This is a genomic window from Klebsiella sp. CN_Kp075, from assembly GCF_040065055.2.
Taxonomy (GTDB): domain Bacteria; phylum Pseudomonadota; class Gammaproteobacteria; order Enterobacterales; family Enterobacteriaceae; genus Klebsiella; species Klebsiella aerogenes.
In genome coordinates, this window is the sequence record NZ_CM198050.1 from 3,539,683 (window position 1) to 3,563,270 (window position 23,588).

General features: G+C 53.7%; 17 protein-coding genes. 5 read left to right on the top strand and 12 right to left on the bottom strand.

Annotated features, from left to right (window positions below):
- Positions 1-26 precede the first annotated feature (26 nt).
- From ABLV78_RS17000 to serC, 6 genes are all read right to left on the bottom strand, one after another.
- Positions 27-2,291 (bottom strand): ComEC family protein, encoded by a 2,265-nt coding sequence (locus tag ABLV78_RS17000; RefSeq protein ID WP_047045594.1) that lies wholly within the window; start codon positions 2,289-2,291, stop codon positions 27-29.
- Between the two features lie 205 nt (positions 2,292-2,496).
- Positions 2,497-2,784: an integration host factor subunit beta gene (gene ihfB, locus ABLV78_RS17005; RefSeq protein WP_004100704.1), complete on the bottom strand. Its 288-nt coding sequence runs from the start codon at positions 2,782-2,784 to the stop codon at positions 2,497-2,499.
- Between the two features lie 150 nt (positions 2,785-2,934).
- Positions 2,935-4,608, bottom strand: a complete 1,674-nt coding sequence (rpsA, locus tag ABLV78_RS17010) for a 30S ribosomal protein S1 (RefSeq protein WP_015367470.1) — start codon at positions 4,606-4,608, stop codon at positions 2,935-2,937.
- A 137-nt stretch (positions 4,609-4,745) separates the two neighbouring features.
- Entirely contained in the window at positions 4,746-5,429 is a 684-nt protein-coding gene (gene cmk, locus ABLV78_RS17015; protein WP_045395738.1) for a (d)CMP kinase, read from the bottom strand.
- A 194-nt stretch (positions 5,430-5,623) separates the two neighbouring features.
- Complete coding sequence (aroA, locus tag ABLV78_RS17020; RefSeq protein WP_047045592.1) at positions 5,624-6,907, bottom strand: 3-phosphoshikimate 1-carboxyvinyltransferase; 1,284 nt, start codon at positions 6,905-6,907, stop codon at positions 5,624-5,626.
- 74 nt (positions 6,908-6,981) lie between these two features.
- Positions 6,982-8,070 carry a 3-phosphoserine/phosphohydroxythreonine transaminase gene (serC, locus tag ABLV78_RS17025; protein ID WP_045395743.1) on the bottom strand — a complete coding sequence of 363 codons (1,089 nt, stop codon included), beginning with the start codon at positions 8,068-8,070 and terminating at the stop codon, positions 6,982-6,984.
- 448 nt (positions 8,071-8,518) lie between these two features.
- Here serC and ABLV78_RS17030 point away from each other — a divergent pair, with 448 nt between their 5' ends.
- The 5 genes from ABLV78_RS17030 to pflA all read left to right on the top strand — a co-directional run bounded on the left by ABLV78_RS17030 (position 8,519) and on the right by pflA (position 15,149).
- Positions 8,519-8,746, top strand: a complete 228-nt coding sequence (locus ABLV78_RS17030; protein WP_045395746.1) for a hypothetical protein — start codon at positions 8,519-8,521, stop codon at positions 8,744-8,746.
- A gap of 137 nt (positions 8,747-8,883) precedes the next feature.
- Positions 8,884-10,644: a 30S ribosomal protein S12 methylthiotransferase accessory factor YcaO gene (gene ycaO, locus ABLV78_RS17035; protein WP_047045589.1), complete on the top strand. Its 1,761-nt coding sequence runs from the start codon at positions 8,884-8,886 to the stop codon at positions 10,642-10,644.
- 381 nt (positions 10,645-11,025) lie between these two features.
- Positions 11,026-11,883 (top strand): formate transporter FocA, encoded by an 858-nt coding sequence (focA, locus tag ABLV78_RS17040; protein ID WP_047045585.1) that lies wholly within the window; start codon positions 11,026-11,028, stop codon positions 11,881-11,883.
- A 51-nt stretch (positions 11,884-11,934) separates the two neighbouring features.
- Complete coding sequence (pflB, locus tag ABLV78_RS17045; protein ID WP_047045583.1) at positions 11,935-14,217, top strand: formate C-acetyltransferase; 2,283 nt, start codon at positions 11,935-11,937, stop codon at positions 14,215-14,217.
- A gap of 191 nt (positions 14,218-14,408) precedes the next feature.
- Positions 14,409-15,149 carry a pyruvate formate lyase 1-activating protein gene (gene pflA, locus ABLV78_RS17050; protein ID WP_015367479.1) on the top strand — a complete coding sequence of 247 codons (741 nt, stop codon included), beginning with the start codon at positions 14,409-14,411 and terminating at the stop codon, positions 15,147-15,149.
- 157 nt (positions 15,150-15,306) lie between these two features.
- On the opposite strand, the gene ABLV78_RS17055 is transcribed toward pflA, so the two are convergent.
- From ABLV78_RS17055 to rarA, 6 genes are all read right to left on the bottom strand, one after another.
- Positions 15,307-16,455 carry an MFS transporter gene (locus ABLV78_RS17055; RefSeq protein ID WP_015367480.1) on the bottom strand — a complete coding sequence of 383 codons (1,149 nt, stop codon included), beginning with the start codon at positions 16,453-16,455 and terminating at the stop codon, positions 15,307-15,309.
- 273 nt (positions 16,456-16,728) lie between these two features.
- Positions 16,729-17,592 carry a dimethyl sulfoxide reductase anchor subunit family protein gene (locus tag ABLV78_RS17060; RefSeq protein WP_047045580.1) on the bottom strand — a complete coding sequence of 288 codons (864 nt, stop codon included), beginning with the start codon at positions 17,590-17,592 and terminating at the stop codon, positions 16,729-16,731.
- A 1-nt stretch (position 17,593) separates the two neighbouring features.
- A complete protein-coding gene (locus ABLV78_RS17065) occupies positions 17,594-18,211 on the bottom strand; it encodes a DMSO/selenate family reductase complex B subunit (protein ID WP_142688894.1) in 618 nt (205 codons plus the stop codon).
- Between the two features lie 10 nt (positions 18,212-18,221).
- Positions 18,222-20,660 (bottom strand): dimethylsulfoxide reductase subunit A, encoded by a 2,439-nt coding sequence (dmsA, locus tag ABLV78_RS17070; RefSeq protein WP_047049022.1) that lies wholly within the window; start codon positions 20,658-20,660, stop codon positions 18,222-18,224.
- A 194-nt stretch (positions 20,661-20,854) separates the two neighbouring features.
- A complete protein-coding gene (serS, locus tag ABLV78_RS17075) occupies positions 20,855-22,147 on the bottom strand; it encodes a serine--tRNA ligase (RefSeq protein ID WP_047049024.1) in 1,293 nt (430 codons plus the stop codon).
- Positions 22,148-22,239: 92 nt separating this feature from the next.
- A complete protein-coding gene (rarA, locus tag ABLV78_RS17080) occupies positions 22,240-23,583 on the bottom strand; it encodes a replication-associated recombination protein RarA (protein ID WP_045396235.1) in 1,344 nt (447 codons plus the stop codon).
- Between the last annotated feature and the right edge of the window lie 5 nt (positions 23,584-23,588).

A 23,588-nucleotide genomic window follows, 5' to 3' on the forward strand; every position in this document is an offset into this window, starting at 1 on the left:
AGCTTATGTTGAAATAGCCGCATATTCTACCCGTTCTGCGCGTCCCCGCCAAACCACTGATGATACCAACGCGGTAAAAGTTGATCTCGTAAGCTATGGATTTGCCAACCTTCTGGAGAAAAAATAATCGTTATTTGCCCCGAGTGCGGCGTATCAAACCACCGATATCCCTGCTCACGATAGCGCTGCGCGACTTTTTGGGAAGGCATCTTCCATGCATTGTATCGCGCTGCCGAGGCGATAGCCGCCTCTCCCCCTACCCGCTGCAACAATGTCACGCCGGATGAAGTGTTGCTGCCGTGGTGCGGAACCTGAATAAGTGTAGACATAAGATGCTGCCAGTAATGGCTTATCATCTGCTCTTCGGCCGGGATTTCGATATCGCCGGTAAGTAAAACGCTACGCTTGCCGTCATCGACCCTAACCACACAGGAACCATTGTTCCCTTTATGTTCACCCGCAGGCAATGGCCAAAGCGCCTGAAATCGGAGCCCTCGCCAGCGCCAGGTTTCCCCTCTGCGACAGGGTAGATGCCCGCGCGCTTTAAGCGGACTACGAATAACGAGATTGGGCCACGCCTGAATAATCGCATTCAGGCCACCGCGATGATCAAGATGTTCGTGGCTCAATATTATGCCTTCCGGATGAAGACCGCGCCAGCGTAGCCAGGGTACGATAAGCCGCTCACCGCTATCGCCTCCCGGCCAGGCTGGGCCGGTATCGTACAAAATTGCCGCGCCCTGACGCTCGATGACCACCGCCAGCCCTTGTCCGACATCCAGCATCGTCACCCGCCACTCGCCCGGTGAGGCGGCGCGCCAGAAAGGCCAACTGAGTAGCGCCACGCCGCTAATACAGAGTAACGGCATCTGACGCCAGGCCTGAAAACGCCATACCAGAAGCGCCAGCCACGGCAGTAAACTGACCGCCAGCCAGCGTTCGTCAAGCGATACCCATCCCGCAGGCAAATGGCGTAAGAACCAGAATAAGATTGCCAGCAACCGATCGGCGAGTTGCCATAACGCCATTTCAAGCAATGCCGGACCGCTGAGATGCAGTAGCATGGCCGCTAAAATCAGCGGGACTATTAGAAATGTCACCAGCGGAACGGCAATCAGGTTCGCTATCAGTGATGTCAGACTAATACCATGGAACAGTGCTATCTGCAGCGGCGCCAATAATAGCATCAGGCCACACTGCAGGTGGCTCAGCGCCAGCAGGTGCCGCCACGGTGAATGACAGCGGTAAGGGCGAAGCGGCGCAAGCTGATACCAGAAAATCAACGCAGCAACCGCAAAGACCGATAACCACAGGCTTTCTGAAATTATCGCCAGTGGATCGGCCAGCAGTATTGCCGCAATACAACAGCAAAATATTTGCCAGGGCGACCAGCGCCTGGCCTGTAGCCGCAACAGACATCCTGCGGTTAAGGCCGCACAGGTACGTAGCGCCGGGGGTTGCATGCCGGTAAGCCAGGCGTAAAACAGCGCGCAACCTAACCCGACAAGCAGCGGTATCCGCCAGCCTATCCAGCGGCACGGGAGAAAGAACTGTATTCCGCGAACCAGCAACCAGCCAAGCGACGCCCCCAGCGCAATATGCAGGCCGGAGATAGCCATTAAATGAGACGTCCCCGTCTCCTGCATTAACCTTTTTATCTCATCCGCAACCGCAAGGCGCTCCCCCATTCCCAGCCCCAGCATCACCGTTCTCCACGGATAATTAGCAAGTGCGCGGTTCAACGAGTCCAGATAGCGAGCCCGGGAACTACAACGTGAATCAAGCGATGAGGCATTCAGAAAACGTCCGCTAAGCGGACGATGTTGAGCAAGGGCGTAGCGCTGGCTATCGAAGCCGCCCTCATTTAACTGCCCATGCACCGGACGAGCGCGGATGGTCATCAGCCAGCGCTGCCCAACGCAGCCTGCTTCAGGCAGTTCGCCGCCGTAAAGGGTGATCCCAACCGCGGGATATAAACGCCGCCCATCAAGACGGATTATCTTACCTTGCCAGCTCGTCAGGCCATCACCGCCTACCAGCTTAATAACGGCCTGCCGGTTGCGACCGGGAATATGCTCAGTGGGCCACAACGCCTGCCGGGCATGTAATATTCCCCACACGAGAAATAGCAACGTCAATGCGGCATACGTTGTGTAAGGTTTGCGCAGCGTTGCCATGATTATCGCAACGCCAATAAGACACCAAACGCTTAGCATATTCGGTAGTGCCGGTAGCCAAAGCAGCGGCGAAATTCCGATTATGGCGCAGCCTGCCAGATGTGGTAATCGCATAACACCTCCCTGTTATCGGGGAGTGTCAGACAATTCGCCGCCGCGATCATGTTGAAAAGAATGGCATTGCGTCGCGCTGTCCGGGAAATATTGTCTCTTGCTATCAGGTAACAAAAGTTTTGCGAGCGGACACGGAAAACAGGCATAAAAAAAGCACCCTCAGGTGCTTTTTTATTAAGTAAGTCTTTGCCTGATGAGGAAAAACTTACTCTTCGTAAATATTGGCGCGGTCGCGTAGTTCTTTCCCAGGCTTAAAGTGCGGAACGTATTTACCTTCCAGTTCCACTTTATCGCCAGTCTTCGGGTTACGCCCGGTGCGAGGTGCTCGATAGTGCAGAGAGAAGCTGCCGAAACCGCGGATTTCAATGCGCTCACCTTGAGCAAGCGTTGAGGCCATATGTTCCAGCATTTCTTTAACAGCATCTTCCACCGCTTTCGCCGGGATATGAGATTGCTGGCTGGCAAGTCTTTCTATCAATTCTGACTTGGTCATTTTTCCTCCGGTTTCCTTCAAGGCAAAGTTAGCTTACAGCTTAAACAAGGGCGGCCGTAGCCGCCCTTTGTGCTTGATTACAGGACGAATCCTGCAATCTGTCAAGTAAACTCGTCATTATTCAGACCGTTGTGGCCTGAATAACTAAGATTACTCGCCTTTAGCTGCTTTGAAAGCTTCAGCCATTGCGTTGTTAGAGAAGTTTGCATCTTCCTGTTTGTTAACAGTTGCGATTGCATCTTTCTCGTCAGCTTCGTCTTTCGCACGAACAGACAGGCTGATTGCGCGGTTTTTACGATCAACGCCGGTGAATTTAGCTTCAACTTCGTCGCCAACGCTCAGAACCAGAGTTGCATCTTCAACGCGGTCACGGGATGCTTCAGAAGCACGCAGGTAACCTTCAACGCCGTCAGCCAGTTCTACGGTTGCGCCTTTAGCGTCAACTGCAGTTACTTTACCGGTTACGATAGCGCCTTTCTTGTTCAGAGCAACGTAGTTGTTGAACGGATCTTCCGCCAGCTGTTTAACGCCCAGGGAGATACGCTCACGTTCTGCGTCAACCTGCAGTACAACTGCAGCGATTTCGTCGCCTTTTTTGTATTCACGAACTGCTTCTTCGCCTGCAACGTTCCAGGAGATGTCAGACAGGTGAACCAGGCCGTCGATGCCGCCGTCCAGGCCGATGAAGATACCGAAGTCAGTGATAGACTTGATTTTACCTTCAACACGGTCGCCCTTGTTGTGGGTTTCCGCGAACTGCTGCCATGGGTTAGATTTGCACTGCTTCAGACCCAGGGAGATACGACGACGTTCTTCGTCGATATCCAGAACCATAACTTCCACTACATCGCCAACGTTAACAACTTTGGACGGGTGGATGTTTTTGTTGGTCCAATCCATTTCGGAAACGTGAACCAGGCCTTCAACGCCTTCTTCGATTTCAACGAAGCAGCCGTAGTCGGTCAGGTTGGTCACGCGACCGGTCAGTTTGGTACCTTCCGGATAACGCTTAGCGATAGCTACCCACGGATCTTCGCCCAGCTGTTTCAGGCCCAGAGATACACGGGTACGCTCGCGGTCGAACTTCAGCACTTTAACAGTGATTTCGTCGCCAACGTTTACGATTTCGCTCGGATGCTTAACGCGTTTCCAGGCCATATCGGTGATGTGCAGCAGGCCGTCAACGCCGCCCAGATCAACGAATGCACCGTAGTCAGTGAGGTTCTTAACGATACCTTTGACTTCCATGCCTTCCTGCAGGTTTTCCAGCAGCTGATCGCGCTCTGCGCTGTTTTCGGATTCGATAACGGCACGACGAGAAACAACGACGTTGTTACGTTTCTGGTCCAGCTTGATGACTTTGAATTCAAGCTCTTTGCCTTCCAGGTGCAGCGTGTCGCGCACCGGACGAACGTCTACCAGGGAGCCCGGCAGGAACGCACGAATACCATTCAGCTCAACAGTGAAGCCACCTTTAACTTTGCCGTTGATAACACCGACTACAGTTTCAGCGTCTTCGTAAGCTTTTTCCAGCGTGATCCAAGCTTCGTGACGTTTAGCTTTCTCACGGGACAGCAGGGTTTCACCGAAGCCGTCTTCTACTGCATCCAGAGCAACGTCAACTTCGTCACCAACCTGGATTTCCAGCTCGCCCTGGGCGTTTTTGAACTGCTCAGCCGGGATGGCGGACTCAGATTTCAGACCAGCGTCAACCAGTACGATATCTTTGTCGATAGCAACAACAACACCACGAACGATGGAACCCGGGCGGGTTTCGATTTCTTTTAAGGATTCTTCAAATAGTTGAGCAAAAGATTCAGTCATGTTTAATCTTCAGGTTTCATATTTAACGTCCACCTGGCTCCGTGCCGGATGGGGTTGTTTAACATACCCGCTAACACTCCGTTGCTGCGGGGGTACTGCTATAATTCGGAGGCTCGCAACGCTTTGCCGCTTAACGGTTAAGCGATAGCCAGTTTTTCGCGCGCATATTGTAGCGCTTTTTCAATTACTTGCTCAATGCTTAGTTCAGTTGAATCGAGAACTAATGCATCAGCGGCCGGGACAAGCGGCGCCACGGCACGATTACGATCGCGATCGTCACGCTCTTTTATCTCGGACAAAAGACGTTCAAAGTTAACACTAAAACCCTTTTCCTGCAACTGTAGCAGGCGGCGCTGCGCGCGTTCTTCCGCCGACGCATCGAGGAAAATTTTAACCGGCGCATCAGGGAAAACAACGGTGCCCATATCGCGGCCGTCGGCAATCAGGCCGGGCTGCTCGCGAAAGGCGCGTTGACGGCGCAGCAGCGCTTCGCGAACGCGCGGGAAGGCAGCGACTTTCGAGGCGGTATTGGCCACTTCCTGAGTGCGGATCTCCGCACTCACATCCTCACCTTCCAGCACCACTTCCAGGTTGCCGTCAGCAGAAATAAAACGTACATCGAGATGAGCGGCCAGCGGAACCAGCGCCTCTTCTGACTCGACGTCAACATGATGATGTAAGGCCGCCAGCGCCAAAACGCGATAGATAGCGCCGGAATCCAACAGATGCCAGCCAAGCGCTTCCGCCATTGCCTTGCACAACGTGCCCTTACCCGCACCGCCAGGTCCATCAATGGTGATTACCGGAACATTTGCCGTCATCTTTATTCTCCTTTAGCAAGGCGCATGAATATAAACGCCGCGCATTATACGCATCAATGCGCCAGAAAGTGAGCATTGTGTGCAAATTACGGAATAGTAGAAATTAAATGTAGAAGAATTGCGCAATTATAGCGGGCTGGCGGAATACCAGCCCGGAAGATGACAAAGCTTTACCTTATCGGACGAGACAGAATTTACGCCAGGGTACTAATTCGCGCTAGCTGCTCGAAATAGTCCGGGAACGTTTTCGCCGTACATTTCGGGTCAAGGATAGTGACCGGCGTTGCCGACAGCGCCACCAGCGAGAAGCACATCGCCATGCGGTGATCGTTGTAGGTACCGATTTCAGCAAATTTCAGCGTCTCAGGCGGCGTGATGCGAATATAGTCTTCACCCTCTTCCACTTCGGCGCCGACTTTACGCAGTTCAGTTGCCATCGCAAACAGACGATCGGTCTCTTTCACCCGCCAGTTGTAAATATTGCGCAGCACCGTGGTACCTTTCGCAAACAACGCCGCGGTAGCGATGGTCATGGCCGCATCCGGAATATGGTTCATATCCATATCAACGGCGTTCAACTCGCCGCGTGTACAGGCGATAAAATCGTCGCCCCAGACAACCGTCGCACCCATTTTTTCCAGCACGTCGGCGAATCGAATATCGCCCTGTACGCTATTGCGGCCAATACCGGTCACTTTCACCGTACCGCCCTTAATAGCGCCGGCAGCGAGGAAATAAGAGGCTGAGGAGGCATCGCCTTCCACCAGATAATCGCCCGGCGACTGATATTGTTGCCCACCGCGCACGACAAAGCGCTGATAGTTGTGGTTTTCAACGTTAACGCCAAAGGTTTTCATCAGGTGCAGCGTGATGTCGATATAAGGTTTAGATACCAGCTCGCCTTTAATCGCGATCGTCGTGTCCTGCGGCGCCAGCGGCGCAGTCATCAGTAAAGCGGTAAGGAACTGGCTGGAGACGCTGCCATCGACTTCCACCTGGCCGCCGTTGAAACCACCGCGCAGGCGCAGGGGCGGATAGTTTTCCTGCTCCAGATACTCAATTTGCGCGCCCCCCTGGCGTAACGCATCGACCAGGTGCCCTATCGGTCGCTCTTTCATTCGCGGTTCGCCGGTCAGCACAATATCGTTGTGGCCGAGGCACAACGCCGCTGCCAGCGGGCGCATCGCCGTACCAGCATTACCGAGAAACAACTCCAGCGCGCCGCTGGCCTGAAGCGGACCACCGTTGCCGGTGACTTCACAACGAGTGCGATCGGCAGACAAGGTGTAGTGAACTCCCAGGGCGTTAAGCGCATTGAGCATATGGCGAACATCATCGCTGTCCAGCAAGTTGGTCAGCACGGTGGTGCCGTGGGCTAATGCCGCCAGCAGCAAAGCGCGGTTAGAGACACTTTTTGACCCGGGTAGGTTTACTGTGCCATCAACGCGCGCAATGGGTTGTAACGTCAGGGATTCCATGAAACTCGACTCTCAAAAAAACAGAATAAAAACCCCGCAGACCGGCCGCGGGGATGAAAATAAGCGCTCAGCAATTAGCCGCGACGACGTTCGAAGTCCTGCATGAAGTCGGTGAGCGCCTTGACGCCGGCCAGCGGCATCGCATTGTAGATAGAAGCACGCATACCGCCCACCACGCGGTGGCCTTTCAGCGCATGCAAACCGGCCGCAAAAGACTCTTCAAGGAACAGTTTGTCCAGCGCGCTATCCGCCAGCTGGAACGGCACGTTCATCCGCGAGCGGTTGGCAGCGGCAACATCGTTACGATAAAAATCACTGTTATCAATCACGCCATACAGCAGGTCCGCTTTTTGGCGGTTGATTTTATCCATCGCGGCCACGCCACCCTGCTCTTTCAGCCATTTGAATACCAGCCCCGCCAGATACCAGGCGAAGGTCGGAGGCGTGTTAAACATTGAGTCATTGGCGTTCAGCACGGTGTAATCAAGAATTGATGGGCAGGCGACGCTGGCTTTACCCAGCAGGTCTTCACGCACGATAACCAGCGTCAACCCTGCCGGGCCGATATTCTTCTGCGCGCCAGCGTAAATCACGCCATAACGGCTGACGTCGATTTCATGGGACAGAATACTGGAGGAGTAATCCGCGGTGACGACGACATCTTTGTCAAAATTCGGCGTTTCGTGAATAGCGATACCATCGATGGTTTCATTTGGGCAGAAGTGCAAATAGGCCGCGCCCGGCGTCAACTGCCATTCACTCATCGGTTTAACGGCTCGCAGGCCGTCAACGGTAGTTTTCGCATCGATAACGTTCGGCGTGCAGTATTTTTGCGCTTCTTTCACCGCACTTGCCGCCCAGTAACCGGCGTCCACATAATCTGCTGTCGTTTTATCACCCAGCAGATTTAACGGGATCCCGGCAAACTGTCCGCGACCGCCGCCATGACAGAACAACACTTTATAGTTGGAAGGGATATTAAGCAGATCGCGGAAATCCTGTTCTGCCGTTTCAGCCACCTGGATAAACTCCTTACCACGGTGGCTGATTTCCATTACCGACGTCCCCAGACCGTGCCAGTCGCACAGTTCCTGTTGCGCCAGTTTGAGAACTTCTGCCGGCAGCATTGCCGGGCCCGAACTAAAGTTATAGACCTGAGCCATTTCCCCTCACCACGTTGTTATATTGTCTGCACGCGAACCGTCGCGGGCATAAGTTATTCCTGTGGCTATCGGTTTTATCATTCAGTGACACACACCGCAACGAGTAAAACTAAGCGGCCCACAAACGAGGCCACCGTCACACAAAAGAATCAACCAGCTTGACGTCATTAAACCGACATAATCGCTGCGAGCAGATCGCTTTTTCCTCTCTCTTCCGCCGTCCATTCCGGATTTGGACTGACGGCATAAATAATTATCATCTACGTTCACAGGAAACGATCTCGCCGTAGCTCCCCCCGTCAACTCATTTAATACTTGAATATTATCTTAATTCTTCATGAATTATGTTTCCGCGAGAGCACCGTCATTTACCGTCGTATTTCCAGATCATTAAAATTTTCGAACCAGCCGATGAAGACTGGTATTAATCACTTTTAAAGGAATATTTATGCGTGAATTAACCTATAACGAAATGTCTGATGTGAGCGGCGGCTTTGGCCTGTTGTCCATTCCTGCGGCAGTTGGTTTACTGGTCAGCATTCCGACGATTGTCATCGGAGCGATAACCGGGCCCTTTACGCTGGGCGCAGGCTTCGCGGTAATGGCGGCAGGCATCGTCGGTACCAGTCTCGCCGGCGCGGCAATGATCGTTAGCATTTGTACGCCGATTCTGTAACTTGCTACGGCATGTGGAGTTTCTCCGCATGCCATTTACCGCTCTTCTCTTTTTATGCATTGCCGCGGCTAACGACATAGCCACTTACCGGTAAAACCCGTATCATTGCGCATCCTGCCAACAATAAACGAATTGCTATGACCCAGACATTTATCCCCGGCAAAGATGCCGCCCTGGAAGATTCCATCGCTCGCTTCCAGCAGAAACTGCTCGACCTCGGATTTGATATCGAAGAGGCCTCGTGGCTGAATCCGGTACCACACGTGTGGTCCGTTCACATTCGCGATAAAGAGTGCGCGCTGTGTTTTACCAATGGTAAAGGCGCAACTAAAAAGGCGGCGCTGGCTTCCGCGCTGGGCGAATATTTCGAACGTCTGTCTACCAACTACTTCTTCGCGGACTTCTGGTTAGGCGATACCATCGCCAACGGTCCCTTCGTTCATTATCCGAACGAAAAGTGGTTCCCGCTGACGGAAGATGATGAAGTACCGGAAGGCCTGCTGGATGCCCGCCTGCGCGCCTTTTACGATCCGGACGATCAACTGACCGCCAGCATGCTCGTGGATCTGCAATCCGGCAACGACGAGCGCGGCGTCTGCGGCCTGCCGTTTACCCGTCAATCAGACGGCGAAACCGTCTATATTCCGATGAACATTGTCGGCAACTTGTACGTTTCCAACGGCATGTCAGCGGGTAATACCCCGAATGAAGCGCGCGTGCAGGGCTTGTCTGAAGTCTTTGAGCGTCATATCAAAAACCGTATCATCGCAGAGAGCATCAGCCTGCCGGAGATCCCGGCTGAAGTGATGGCGCGCTATCCGGGCGTCGTTGAATCTATCGCCAAACTGGAAGCCGAAGGTTTCCCGATCTTCGCCTACGATGGCTCTCTTGGTGGTAAATATCCGGTTATCTGCGTAGTCCTGTTTAACCCGGCTAACGGCACCTGCTTCGCCTCTTTCGGCGCCCATCCGGATTTCGGCGTGGCGCTGGAGCGTACTGTTACCGAACTGCTACAAGGCCGCAGTCTGAAAGATCTCGACGTCTTTACCCCTCCGACCTTTGATGACGAAGAAGTTGCCGAGCACGCCAACCTGGAAACTCACTTCATTGATTCCAGCGGCCTGATCTCCTGGGATATGTTTAAACAGGATGCCGACTATCCGTTCGTTGACTGGAATTTCTCCGGCAGCACTGAAGAAGAGTTCGCCACCCTGATGGCTATCTTCAAAGCTGAAGATAAAGAAGTCTATATCGCCGACTACGAACATCTGAGCGTCTACGCCTGCCGGATCATCGTTCCGGGGATGTCCGATATTTATCCGGCGGAAGACCTGTGGCTCGCTAATAACAGCATGGGCGCACACCTGCGCGACACTATTCTCTCCCTGCCGGGTAGCGAGTGGGAAAAAGAAGATTATCTGGCGCTCATCGAGCAAATGGACGATGAAGGACTTGATGATTTCACGCGCGTCCGCGAACTATTAGGCCTGGCAACCGGCAAAGACAATGGCTGGTATACCCTGCGTATCGGCGAGCTGAAAGCGATGCTGGCCTTGGCCGGCGGCGACCTTGAACAGGCGTTGATTTGGACAGAGTGGACCATGGAATTCAATGCCTCCATCTTCAGCCCTGAGCGCGCCAACTATTATCGCTGCCTGCAAACGCTGCTGTTGCTTAGCCAGGAAGAAGAGCGCCAGCCGCTGCAGTACCTGAATGCCTTCATCCGTATGTATGGCGCGGATGCTGTGGAAGCCGCTAGCGCCGCCCTGAGCGGAGAGGCGCCATTCTATGGCCTTCAGGCGGTCGATAACGATCTGCGCGCTTTCCCGGCACATCAGTCTTTACTGAAGGCCTACGAAAAGCTGCAGCGGGCAAAAGCGGCCTTCTGGGCCAAATAACCCATTAGGGGTAAACCATAACGTTACGGGGCCGCCAGCGGCTCCGTTTTTTTATGATTTGCTCCAAAACCACGCCATTTTGTAGGTGCAAAGTTAACTATAAGTAAAATCCAAACATTGATGATATTTAGATTGTTAATTTTAATAAAAATACTCCATTTTAATTAACCGTAAACAATGGTCACTCATGGAAATTTTCAACATTATTTGCAAATATTAAAATTTAGTTTTTCATTAAAAATCAAAAAGATAAAGTCACAACAGGCTAATTCCACACGCAAAATGGGCCTATGACTCCGGTAGGATATGATCTACATCAAATTCCCTTCTATAATGCTTTGTTAGTATCACACCGCCAACTTATATAAAGAGAGAGTTAGTGTGAAAGCTGACAACCCTTTTGATCTTTTACTCCCTGCCGCGATGGCGAAAGTCGCCGAAGAAGCAGGTGTCTATAAAGCGACGAAACATCCGCTGAAGACGTTTTATCTGGCGATTACCGCAGGTGTCTTCATCTCCATCGCTTTTGTGTTTTATATCACGGCGACCACCGGTACTGCCGCAATGCCTTTCGGGATTGCCAAACTTATCGGCGGGGTATGCTTCTCACTAGGTCTGATTCTTTGCGTCATCTGCGGTGCTGACCTTTTCACCTCGACCGTACTGATCGTCGTGGCGAAAGCCAGCGGGCGTATTACCTGGGGTCAGCTGGCAAAAAACTGGCTTAACGTCTATGTTGGAAACCTGATCGGCGCGCTGCTGTTTGTACTGTTAATGTGGTTATCAGGCGAATATATGACTGCCAACGGCGGCTGGGGCTTAAATGTTCTGCAAACTGCAGACCACAAAATGCACCACACGTTTATTGAAGCCGTCTGCCTGGGTATCCTGGCTAACCTGATGGTGTGTCTGGCAGTCTGGATGAGCTACTCCGGCCGCAGCCTGATGGACAAAGCGATGATCATGGTGTTGCCGGTTGCGATGTTTGTCGCCAGCGGCTTTGAACACAGCATCGCGAATATGTTTATGATCCCGATGGGTATCGTAATTCGCAACTTTGCGAGCCCGGAATTCTGGACCGCTATCGGTTCAACTCCGGAGAGTTTTTCTCACTTAACCATTATGAACTTCATCACTGATAACCTGATTCCAGTCACTATCGGAAACATCATCGGCGGTGGTTTGTTGGTTGGGTTGACGTACTGGGTCATTTACCTGCGTGGCGACGATCATCATTAATGGTTGTCTCAGGCAGTAAATAAAAAATCCACTTAAGAAGGTAGGTGTTACATGTCCGAGCTTAATGAAAAGTTAGCCACAGCCTGGGAAGGTTTTGCGAAAGGTGACTGGCAGAACGAAGTCAACGTACGTGACTTTATCCAGAAAAACTACACCCCATATGAAGGTGACGAATCCTTCCTGGCTGGCGCAACTGATGCGACCACCAAGCTGTGGGACAGCGTAATGGAAGGCGTTAAACAGGAAAACCGCACTCACGCGCCTGTTGATTTCGACACTTCCCTCGCATCCACCATCACTTCTCACGACGCGGGCTACATCGAGAAAGCGCTCGAGAAAATCGTTGGTCTGCAAACTGAAGCTCCGCTGAAACGTGCGATTATCCCGTTCGGCGGTATCAAAATGGTTGAAGGTTCCTGCAAAGCGTACAATCGCGAACTGGACCCGATGCTGAAAAAAATCTTCACCGAGTACCGTAAGACTCACAACCAGGGCGTATTTGATGTTTACACCAAAGACATCCTGAACTGCCGTAAATCCGGCGTGCTGACCGGTCTGCCGGATGCTTACGGCCGTGGCCGTATCATCGGTGACTACCGTCGCGTTGCGCTGTACGGTATCGACTTCCTGATGAAAGACAAATACGCTCAGTTCCAGTCTCTGCAAGAGAAACTGGAAAGCGGCGAAGATCTGGAAGCAACCATCCGTCTGCGTGAAGAAATTGCTGAACAGCATCGCGCTCTGGGTCAGATCAAAGAAATGGCAGCGAAATACGGCTGCGATATCTCTGGTCCGGCGACTACCGCTCAGGAAGCTATCCAGTGGACCTACTTCGGTTACCTGGCCGCCGTTAAATCTCAGAACGGCGCGGCAATGTCCTTCGGTCGTACATCCAGCTTCCTGGATATCTACATCGAACGTGACCTGCAGGCGGGTAAAATCACCGAGCAAGACGCGCAGGAAATGGTTGACCACCTGGTCATGAAACTGCGTATGGTTCGCTTCCTGCGTACCCCGGAATATGATGAACTGTTCTCCGGCGACCCGATTTGGGCAACAGAATCTATCGGCGGTATGGGCGTTGACGGCCGTACTCTGGTAACCAAAAACAGCTTCCGCTTCCTGAACACCCTGTACACCATGGGGCCGTCTCCGGAGCCGAACATCACCATCCTGTGGTCTGAAAAACTGCCGCTGAGCTTCAAGAAATTCGCCGCTAAAGTATCCATCGATACCTCTTCTCTGCAGTACGAGAACGATGACCTGATGCGTCCGGACTTCAACAACGACGACTACGCTATCGCATGCTGCGTAAGCCCGATGGTTGTTGGTAAGCAAATGCAGTTCTTCGGCGCTCGCGCTAACCTCGCGAAAACCATGCTGTATGCTATCAACGGCGGCGTTGATGAAAAACTGAAAATGCAGGTTGGTCCGAAATCTGAGCCGATCAAAGGCGACGTGCTGAACTATGACGAAGTCATGGAACGCATGGATCACTTCATGGACTGGCTGGCTAAACAGTACGTCACCGCGCTGAACATCATTCATTACATGCACGACAAGTACAGCTACGAAGCCTCTCTGATGGCGCTGCACGACCGTGACGTTATCCGCACCATGGCGTGTGGTATCGCAGGTCTGTCCGTTGCTGCTGACTCCCTGTCTGCTATCAAATACGCGAAAGTTAAACCGATTCGTGACGAAGACGGTCTGGCTATCGACTTCGAAATCGAAGGCGAATACCCGCAGTTTGGTAACAACGATGCTCGCGTCGATGACATGGCCGTTGACCTGGTTGAACGTTTCATGAAGAAAATTCAGAAACTGCATACCTACCGCAACGCTATCCCGACTCAGTCTGTTCTGACCATCACTTCTAACGTCGTGTATGGTAAGAAAACCGGTAACACCCCAGACGGTCGTCGCGCTGGCGCGCCGTTCGGACCAGGTGCTAACCCGATGCACGGCCGCGACCAGAAAGGTGCTGTTGCTTCTCTGACCTCCGTTGCTAAACTGCCGTTTGCTTACGCTAAAGATGGTATCTCTTACACCTTCTCTATCGTACCGAACGCGCTGGGTAAAGATGACGAAGTTCGTAAGACTAACCTGGCTGGTCTGATGGATGGTTACTTCCACCACGAAGCGTCCATCGAAGGTGGTCAGCACCTGAACGTGAACGTCATGAACCGCGAAATGCTGCTCGACGCGATGGAAAACCCGGAAAAATATCCGCAGCTGACCATTCGCGTATCTGGCTACGCGGTACGTTTTAACTCCCTGACTAAAGAACAGCAGCAGGACGTTATTACCCGTACCTTCACTCAGACCATGTAATTCCCTGTCTGACTGAAAAAGCGTACAATAAAGGCCCCACATCAGTGGGGCCTTTTTAACAAGTGATTCCCTGCCCCAGCCTGCTTTGCCAGTTATCTATACTTTGGGTACCTGTCAAAACAGACTTAACACAGCCGGTTTGAGCTGTGCATCATAGGCCCTGGAGGGCCGAATCCGGAGATATCACCGCAATGTCAACTATTGGTCGTATTCACTCCTTTGAATCCTGTGGCACCGTCGATGGCCCAGGCATCCGCTTTATTACCTTCTTCCAGGGCTGCCTGATGCGCTGCCTTTACTGCCATAACCGCGACACCTGGGATACCCATGGCGGTAAAGAAATCACCGTTGAAGAATTGATGAAAGAAGTGGTGACCTATCGCCACTTTATGAATGCTTCCGGCGGCGGCGTCACCGCCTCCGGCGGCGAGGCGATCCTGCAGGCTGAATTTGTCCGCGACTGGTTCCGCGCCTGTAAAAAAGAAGGTATCCACACCTGTCTGGATACCAACGGCTTCGTACGTCGCTACGATCCCGTGATTGACGAGCTGCTGGAAGTCACCGATCTGGTGATGCTTGACCTTAAGCAGATGAACGATGAAATCCACCAGAACCTGGTGGGCGTCTCTAACCATCGTACGCTGGAGTTCGCGCAGTATCTGTCGAAGAAAGGGATTAACGTGTGGATCCGCTACGTGGTGGTTCCCGGCTGGTCTGATGATGACGATTCCGCGCATCGCCTGGGTGAATTTACCCGCGATATGGGCAACGTCGAGAAAATCGAACTCCTGCCCTACCACGAGCTGGGTAAACACAAATGGGTCGCGATGGGCGAAGAGTACAAGCTTGACGGCGTACATCCGCCGAAGAAAGAGACCATGGAGCGGGTGAAGGGTATCCTTGAGCAGTATGGTCATAAGGTGATGTACTAAACCGACAGCGGGCCGGAGGTGCTCTCACGACGGCCCGCAACTATAATAGAACCAATCCCGTCGATAACGCCACACTATGAACGCGATACCGTCTGCCCGCAGAAATATTCATTAATCAAAACGGACTACGCGCGGCCTTCGCCGCGCGCCAGATTGGTTACGCGTGTGCCACCGGCGTCGGGTGATGTCCGGCTTTGCGCAGCAGGGTCAGCAGATAGATAAACGATACGCTGGCGATCATGATAAACAGCAGATTATCCGAGAAGTTCTGCATCAACATCGCCGTCAGGGTCGGCCCCAGCAGGCTGCCGATGGTATAGCTCATCAGCAGCGCCTGGTTCATCGCCACCAGTTGATGGTGTTCAACCTTCTCGCAGGCCCAGGCCATCGCCACCGGATACAGAGTAAAACCGGATGCGCCGAGCACAAAAAGCGCTGGCGCCATTGCCGCCTGGCTGAGCATCGCCAGACAGCCCAGAATCACCACAAAGACCTGTACGCGCAGCACCAGCAGGCGGCCATAGCGGTCAGCCAGACGCCCGACCGGCCACTGCCCGAGAATGCCTGCGCTAACCATCACCGCCATCCAGAAACCAATACCCGAATCGCTGACGCCCTGATGATTTAGCCACAGCGGCATCAGGCCGTACAGTGAACCAAGCACGATGCCGGAAATGATGCAGCCATTCACACCGTGGCGCGCCTGACGCAGTTTCAGCATCGGCCAGATACGTACCGTTTCATGCGGCTCGTCGGCCTGGCTCATAATACGTGTAAACATTAGCGGCAGGATCGCCGCCAGCGCCAGGCCGGTAACCCACGGCAGCACGCTCATTAAATCGGTCGGTAATTTGCTGACCATCAGTTGGCCCAATACGGTACCGATGTAATAGACCATCATGTACGCCGCCAGCAGTCGACCGCGGCTGCGGGAAGTACCGCTGCACACCAGCGCGCTTTCCACCACCACCCAGATCATCGCGCAGCCCACCCCGGCAATAAAACGCCAGCTCAGCCATGTCCAGAAGCCGAGCGTAATACCCAGGCCAACGCAGCCAACGGCAAAAATTAATGACGCCAGGTAATAGCTACGGTTAAACCCCAGACGTTTAATGACCCAACCGGCAAATAACGTGCCCACCAGATTGCCGGTAAAATAAGAGGAGCCGACCATCCCAACCTGCCAGGTTGGCATATTTTCATGGGCGAGCCAGAGCGGGACAAGCGTATTTAAAACCGCGATTGCCAGCGTCAACAGAAGCAGGCCACAGAGCAACATTTGCACTGGGCGAGTGTAGATGGTCATGGGTGTTAACCGTGAGGAAGTTCAGATTTCGTGCGCATCATGACACCGCTGTAAACATTGTCAATCCGCCAGAATTCAGGCCTGACGCGGTTTTCAGGGCAACGATAGAAGTTTTTTATCCAGCGGAACGGTAACGGAATTATTCTTTATATTATTCCATTGTTTTTATTAATTTATTGGAAAACGAAGAAGGAAATATCAGTAGAAAAATTTCATCAATCAACCGCATTTTTTAATCACGCCGGAATAAACTTCCGGCGTGATTACTCGCGATTAACTGGCGATTGCCATACCGACGGTCATATGCAGACCATAGAATACGCCGCGACCAATCATCTCACCAACCAGCACCAGCGCAAACGCCAGGCCCAACAGCGGCAATGCGGGCTGATAACCTTTAAGCTGCGGTACAATCCAGCAGACCAGCGCCAGCACTAATGCGACCGTCCGCCATGCCATCAATGAACCATAATCCGGCACCAGCGCGGAAGCCTGCTGAATCGAACTATGAATAGTCGCCAACTCGCTGCCCTGGATCAGCGCGACGGTCACGCTAATCACCAACGCCACCAGCATAATCACCGGCAATAAACGCATCGCCCAACCATCTACGCCCGCGACACGCAGCAGCAGATAACCCAACAGCGGCCCGCCGATAAACAGGGTCAGGAAGAAGTTGAGCGGCGTCCAGATGGTGTACCAGGTGGGCACGGTATCGATGGTGTTATATACGCGGATCATCATCCAGACGAAGATGACGCCGAGGATCATGGTGACGACCAGCCACAGACTACGCAGCCCAGACGACAGTTTATTTACCACCGCCAGCAGCCAGCCAATACCACCGACGGCAAAGAAAAGCGCGCCGCTGGCGATTTCATTGCTTAACGATGATGCGCCAACGCGGTTCAGCGAATTGAACGCGCGCATAGGTGAACCAAGGTGCATGGTGGAGGCGATAAAGCCGATCCCCATCAGCACCCATAGCCCAAACATGCTCATTATCACCCGCTGCTGCTGCTCGCGCAAAAGTTCGCCCTTCATCAACGCCAGCGCGAGAACGATAAAGCCCCCGGCGACGCATTGACCAAAGACCGTGAAAATCATCAACGGCCATTCATGCCATCCATTTCCCATTTCAGACCTCCTTCGGATTGGCCAGATAGCCGGTGGAATCCCCACACGGACGGCTGTTGGCGTTAGGTTTTATCACAATGCTCGGCCTGGTGAAGTGCGCTGAAGGCAGCGGCGCCACGGCGGCCAGCTGGCCGTGTTTTTCCCGCAGTTCGGCAATCGGCCCGAAGTCCAGCGCGCGCAGCGGGCAGGACTCGACGCAAATCGGTTTCTTGCCTTGTGCGACACGCTCGTGACAGCCGTCGCATTTGGTCATATGCCCTTTGGCGGCGTTGTACTGCGGCGCGCCATACGGGCAGGCCATATGGCAGTAGCGACAGCCGATGCACACCTCTTCATTGACCACCACAAAACCGTCTTCGCGCTTGTGCATCGCCCCGCTCGGGCAGACCTTGGTGCACGCCGGGTCTTCGCAGTGGTTACAGGCGATAGAGAGGTAATAGGCGAAAACGTTCTGATTCCAGACGCCGTTGTCCTCCTGCCAGTCGCCGCCGGCATACTCATAGATACGACGGAAGCTGACGTCCGGCGTCAGGTTCTTGTAGTCTTTACAGGCCAGCTCGCAGGTTTTGCAACCGGTGCAACGGGCGGAATCGATAAAAAATCCATACTGAGTTGTCATCGGTTACTCCTTACAGCTTTTCAACCTGGACGAGGTTGGTATGCGATGGGTTGCCTTTCGCCAACGGCGACGGACGTTGAGTCGTCAGCACGTTAATGCTGCCGGCCTGATCCACGCGTGAAGCGTCCGGGTTATACCAGGCGCCCTCGCCCAGCGCGACAACGCCCGGCATCATACGCGGCGTCACTTTCGCTTCGATATGCACTTCGCCGCGGTCGTTGAAAATGCGAATGCGATCGCCGTTGGCGATGCCGCGTGTGTGCGCATCGATCGGGTTAATCCACATCTCCTGGCGGCAGGCTGCCTGCAGGACATCAACGTTGCCATAAGTTGAGTGGACGCGAGACTTGTAGTGGAAGCCCGTCAGCTGTAGCGGATATTTGGCGGACAACGGATCGTTGTAGTTTTCAAACCCCGGGGTGTAGATCGGCAGCGGATCGATCACATCGCCTTCCGGCAGTTCCCAGGTCGCGGCAATTTTGGCAAGCTCCTGGGAATAGATTTCGATTTTGCCCGATGGCGTAGTCAGCGGATTGGCCTGCGGATCTTCACGGAAGGCTTTATACGCCACATGATGCCCCTGCGGGTCACGCTGCTTGAAGATCCCCTGCTGGCGGAAAGTATCGAAATCCGGCAGTTCGGGAATCGCTTTACGCGACTGCTCATACAAATAGCGCATCCAGCCTTCCTGAGTGCGGCCTTCGGTAAACTTCTCCGCCACCCCCATGCGTTTCGCCAACTCGGTGGTCATCTCATAGATGGTTTTGCATTCGAAACGCGGTTTAATCGCCTGGTCGGCAAAGATGACGTAAGACATATTGCCGCAGGAGGCATCCAGCGCGAAGTCCATCTGCTCCGAGGCGGTACAGTCCGGCAGCAGAATATCGGCGTATTTCGCAGACGACGTCATGTGGCAGTCGATTACCACAATCATTTCGCACTTCTTATCGTCCTGCAGGATTTCGTGGGTGCGGTTGATCTCGGAGTGTTGGTTGATCAGGCAGTTACCCGCGTAGTTCCAGATCATCTTGATCGGTACATCGAGCTTATCTTTGCCGCGTACGCCATCACGCAGCGCGGTCATTTCCGGACCACGTTCAATCGCGTCGGTCCACATAAACATGGAGATGCTGGTCTCTACCGGGTTATCCAGCGTCGGCATGCGCTCGAAAGGCAGGCTATATGATCCTTCACGCGCGCCGCTATTACCGCCATTGATCCCAACGTTACCGGTCAGAATGGCGAGCATGGAGATGGCGCGGGTGGCGATTTCGCCGTTGGCGTGACGCTGCGGTCCCCATCCCTGGCTGATATACGCCGGCTTCGCCGTCGCAATCTCGCGAGCCAGTTTCACAATGCGCTCACGCGGGATCCCGGTAATGGTGGATGCCCACTCCGGCGTTTTAGCGATACCGTCGGAGCCCTGACCAAGGATGTAAGCTTTATAATGTCCATTAGACGGCGCATCGGCAGGCAACGTTTTCTCGTCGTAGCCAACGCAGTATTTATCGAGGAAGGGCTGATCGACCAGATTTTCAGTAATCATCACCCACGCCAGCGCTGAAATGAGCGCCGCGTCGGTTCCCGGACGAATTGGGATCCATTCATCTTCACGCCCGGCTCCGGTGTCGGTATAGCGCGGATCGATAATGATCATGCGGGCATTGGATTTCTGCCGCGCCTGCTCAAGGTAGTAAGTGACCCCGCCGCCGCTCATGCGCGTTTCGCCAGGGTTATTGCCGAACAGCACCACTAACTGACTATTTTCGATATCCGACGGGCTATTGCCATCGGCCCAACCACCATAGGTGTAATTCAAACCAGCCGCAATCTGCGCCGATGAATAGTCGCCATAATGATTGAGATAGCCGCCGCAGCAGTTCATCAGACGAGCAATCAGGGTTTTACCCGGCGGCCAGGAGCGAGTCAGAGTCCCGCCGAGCGTACCGGTTCCGTAGTTCAGATAGATAGATTCGTTGCCATAATCTTTAATCAGGCGCTGCATATTGCTGGCGATAGTGTCGAACGCCTCTTCCCAGCTAATTTGTTCGAATTTTCCTTCACCGCGTTTGCCGACGCGCTTCATCGGATATTTCAGCCGGTCGGGGTTATAGACGCGGCGGCGCATAGAGCGGCCGCGCAGACAGGCGCGAACCTGATGCAGACCGTCATAGTTATCGTCGCCGGTATTATCGGTTTCTACATACTTAATCGCGCCATCAACCACGTGCATACGCAGCGGGCAACGGCTGCCGCAGTTAACGGTACAGGCGCTCCAGACCACTTTCTCACTGACTGGCGCCAGCGTATCAGCGGCGTGCGCAATACGCGTGAAGGGTAAGGTCAATGCGTTGCTGGCCATCGCCAGACCGCCTATCGCCGTGGTTTTCATCAAACCACGTCGGCTAACTTCGGCAGCCAGTAAAGCATCGGGGGCTTTGATTTTCATAGATACTCGCTTTGGTTGCTCACAATAAGCTGACAATCGTTATATAATTTTATATATATCGGATTTTATTGGCTTTTTATGCTGTATTAATCCAAAGGGAGTATCACCGGATTTACTGAGGGGATTATTGCCCGGTATCAATAAGGATATAAAAAAAGCGCCCGCAGGCGCTTTTAAGGAAAGAGCAGAAAAGATTACCCGATATACTCGAGGCCGCGCATATACGGGCGCAGGACTTCCGGGATCTCGATACGGCCATCGGCCTGCTGATAGTTTTCCATCACCGCAACCAGCGTACGGCCAACCGCCAGACCAGAACCATTCAGAGTGTGAACGAGACGAGTCTTTTTGTCGGACTTGCTGCGGCAACGCGCCTGCATACGACGCGCCTGGAAATCCCAGACGTTGGAGCAGGAAGAAATTTCGCGATAGGTATCCTGCGCCGGAACCCACACTTCGAGGTCATAGGTTTTACAGGCGCTAAAGCCCATATCGCCGGAACACAGCGCTACCTTACGGTACGGCAGACCCAGCAGTTGCAGAACCTTCTCAGCGTGGCCGGTCATCTCTTCCAGCGCCGTCATAGAGTCTTCCGGACGTACGATCTGCACCATTTCAACTTTGTCGAACTGGTGCATACGGATCAGACCGCGGGTATCACGACCATACGAACCCGCTTCAGAACGGAAGCACGGCGTATGGGCGGTCATTTTAATCGGCAGATCGTCTTCGTCGATGATTTCGTCGCGGACCAGGTTGGTCAGCGGCACTTCGGCGGTCGGAATCAACGCATAGTTGCTGCTATCGGCTTCTTCTTCCAGCGGACGAGTATGGAACAGGTCGCCGGCGAATTTCGGCAACTGGCCAGTACCATACAGCGTGTCCTGGTTCACCAGATAAGGAACATAGTTCTCGCTATAACCGTGCTGTTCGGTGTGCAGATCCAGCATAAACTGCGCCAGCGCGCGGTGCAGGCGGGCCAGTTGGCCTTTCATCACTACGAAACGGGAACCGGTCAGCTTAACGGCGGCGGCGAAGTCCAGGCCCCCGTGCATTTCACCCAGCGTAACATGGTCGCGCACCTCGAAATCGAACTGGCGCGGCGTACCCCAGCGGCTGACTTCAACGTTGTCGTTTTCGTCGCGGCCAACCGGCACGTCATCGTGAGGAATGTTCGGGATCGCCAGCGCGATATCGCGAATTTCCGCCAGCAGCGTTTCCAGCTCGGACTTTGCGGCATCCAGCTGTTCGCCAAGCTTGTTCACTTCCAGGCGTAATGGCTCGATATCTTCCCCGCGCGCTTTCGCCTGGCCAATGGATTTCGATCGGGAGTTACGCTCCGCCTGCAGGTTTTCGGTTTGAACCTGCAGAACTTTACGACGCTCTTCAAGAGCGCGCAGTTTATCTACATCCAGCTTAAAGCCCCGGCGTGCCAGTTTTTCTGCGACTGCGTCTGGCTCGGTACGCAGCAGATTGGGATCGAGCATGCTTATCCTGTGCTTATCGAATTTAAATAGGAAAAATGGCCGCAAACTACGGCCACGGAAATATAGGTAATAACCTTACCGCAACGCCACAATTAGCGGTAGCGTTTTATCTGGCTATTTTGATCCAGTTCGGCAAGCCAGGCGAGCTTTTCAGCGATTTTGCCCTCGAGCCCCCTGTTTGTTGGCTGATAATAGCGCGTTTGCGCCATTTCCTGCGGGAAATACTGCTCGCCGGCGGCGTAGGCGTTAGGTTCATCGTGCGCATAGCGGTATTCCTGACCATAGCCCATCTCTTTCATGAGTTTGGTCGGCGCATTGCGTAAATGAACCGGCACGTCGTAATCAGGGCGATCGCGGGCGTCGGCCAGCGCGGCCTTAAAGGCGGTGTACACCGCATTACTCTTCGGCGCGCAGGCCAGATAAACAATAGCCTGAGCAATAGCCCGTTCGCCTTCTGCCGGCCCGACGCGGGTAAAACAATCCCACGCGGAAATGGCCACCTGCATAGCCCGGGGATCGGCGTTGCCGACATCCTCAGACGCGATAGCCAGACAACGGCGCGCAACATACAGCGGGTCGCCGCCCGCGGTAATGATCCGTGCGTACCAGTATAATGCCGCATCCGGGGCGCTACCGCGCACCGACTTATGTAACGCGGAAATAAGATCGTAAAAACGGTCGCCTTTATTATCAAAACGCGCGCTACGCTCGCCGGCAATTTCAGTAAGCAGTTCGGCTTTCAGCACTCGCTTGCCCGAATCGTCGCTTTCAGCCATATCGGCCATCATTTCTAACGTGTTCAACGCCCGACGCGCGTCGCCGTTGACCAGTTCGGCAATCGCCTTGCGAGTTTCATCTGGCAGGACAATATCTTGCCCGCCGTAGCCGCGCGCTTTATCGCCCATCGCCTGGTTAAGCACCTGCTCGATATCATCCGTGGTCAGCGACTTAAGTAAATAGACGCGGGCGCGGGAAAGCAAAGCGGAATTAAGTTCGAATGACGGGTTTTCGGTCGTCGCGCCAATAAAAGTAATGGTGCCATCTTCGATGTGCGGCAGAAAGGCGTCCTGCTGACTTTTATTGAAACGATGCACTTCGTCTACAAACAGGATAGTGCGTCGACCGGCATTGCGGTTTTGCCGCGCGCGCTCGATAGCTTCGCGGATCTCTTTGACGCCAGAGGTGACAGCTGAGATACGTTCGACATCGGCATTGGCGTAGCGTGCAATCACTTCCGCAAGGGTAGTTTTACCGGTGCCCGGCGGCCCCCACAGGATCATCGAGTGCAGATGCCCGGCCTCAATCGCCCGCGGTAGCGGTTTACCCGGCGCCAGCAGGTGCTGCTGGCCAATGTACTGCGCTAAATTTTCTGGCCGCATACGGGCGGCCAGAGGTTGAAACGCGTTATCGGAAAAATCGAGCGAAAAGTTGCTCACATTCG

Coding starts and splice junctions, on each gene's coding strand:
- ABLV78_RS17000 (WP_047045594.1), bottom strand. CDS start 2,291: ATGCGATTACCACATCTGGCAGGCTGCGCCATAATCGGAATTTCGCCG.
- ihfB (WP_004100704.1), bottom strand. CDS start 2,784: ATGACCAAGTCAGAATTGATAGAAAGACTTGCCAGCCAGCAATCTCAT.
- rpsA (WP_015367470.1), bottom strand. CDS start 4,608: ATGACTGAATCTTTTGCTCAACTATTTGAAGAATCCTTAAAAGAAATC.
- cmk (WP_045395738.1), bottom strand. CDS start 5,429: ATGACGGCAAATGTTCCGGTAATCACCATTGATGGACCTGGCGGTGCG.
- aroA (WP_047045592.1), bottom strand. CDS start 6,907: ATGGAATCCCTGACGTTACAACCCATTGCGCGCGTTGATGGCACAGTA.
- serC (WP_045395743.1), bottom strand. CDS start 8,070: ATGGCTCAGGTCTATAACTTTAGTTCGGGCCCGGCAATGCTGCCGGCA.
- ABLV78_RS17030 (WP_045395746.1), top strand. CDS start 8,519: ATGCGTGAATTAACCTATAACGAAATGTCTGATGTGAGCGGCGGCTTT.
- ycaO (WP_047045589.1), top strand. CDS start 8,884: ATGACCCAGACATTTATCCCCGGCAAAGATGCCGCCCTGGAAGATTCC.
- pflB (WP_047045583.1), top strand. CDS start 11,935: ATGTCCGAGCTTAATGAAAAGTTAGCCACAGCCTGGGAAGGTTTTGCG.
- pflA (WP_015367479.1), top strand. CDS start 14,409: ATGTCAACTATTGGTCGTATTCACTCCTTTGAATCCTGTGGCACCGTC.
- ABLV78_RS17055 (WP_015367480.1), bottom strand. CDS start 16,455: ATGACCATCTACACTCGCCCAGTGCAAATGTTGCTCTGTGGCCTGCTT.
- ABLV78_RS17060 (WP_047045580.1), bottom strand. CDS start 17,592: ATGGGAAATGGATGGCATGAATGGCCGTTGATGATTTTCACGGTCTTT.
- ABLV78_RS17065 (WP_142688894.1), bottom strand. CDS start 18,211: ATGACAACTCAGTATGGATTTTTTATCGATTCCGCCCGTTGCACCGGT.
- dmsA (WP_047049022.1), bottom strand. CDS start 20,660: ATGAAAATCAAAGCCCCCGATGCTTTACTGGCTGCCGAAGTTAGCCGA.
- serS (WP_047049024.1), bottom strand. CDS start 22,147: ATGCTCGATCCCAATCTGCTGCGTACCGAGCCAGACGCAGTCGCAGAA.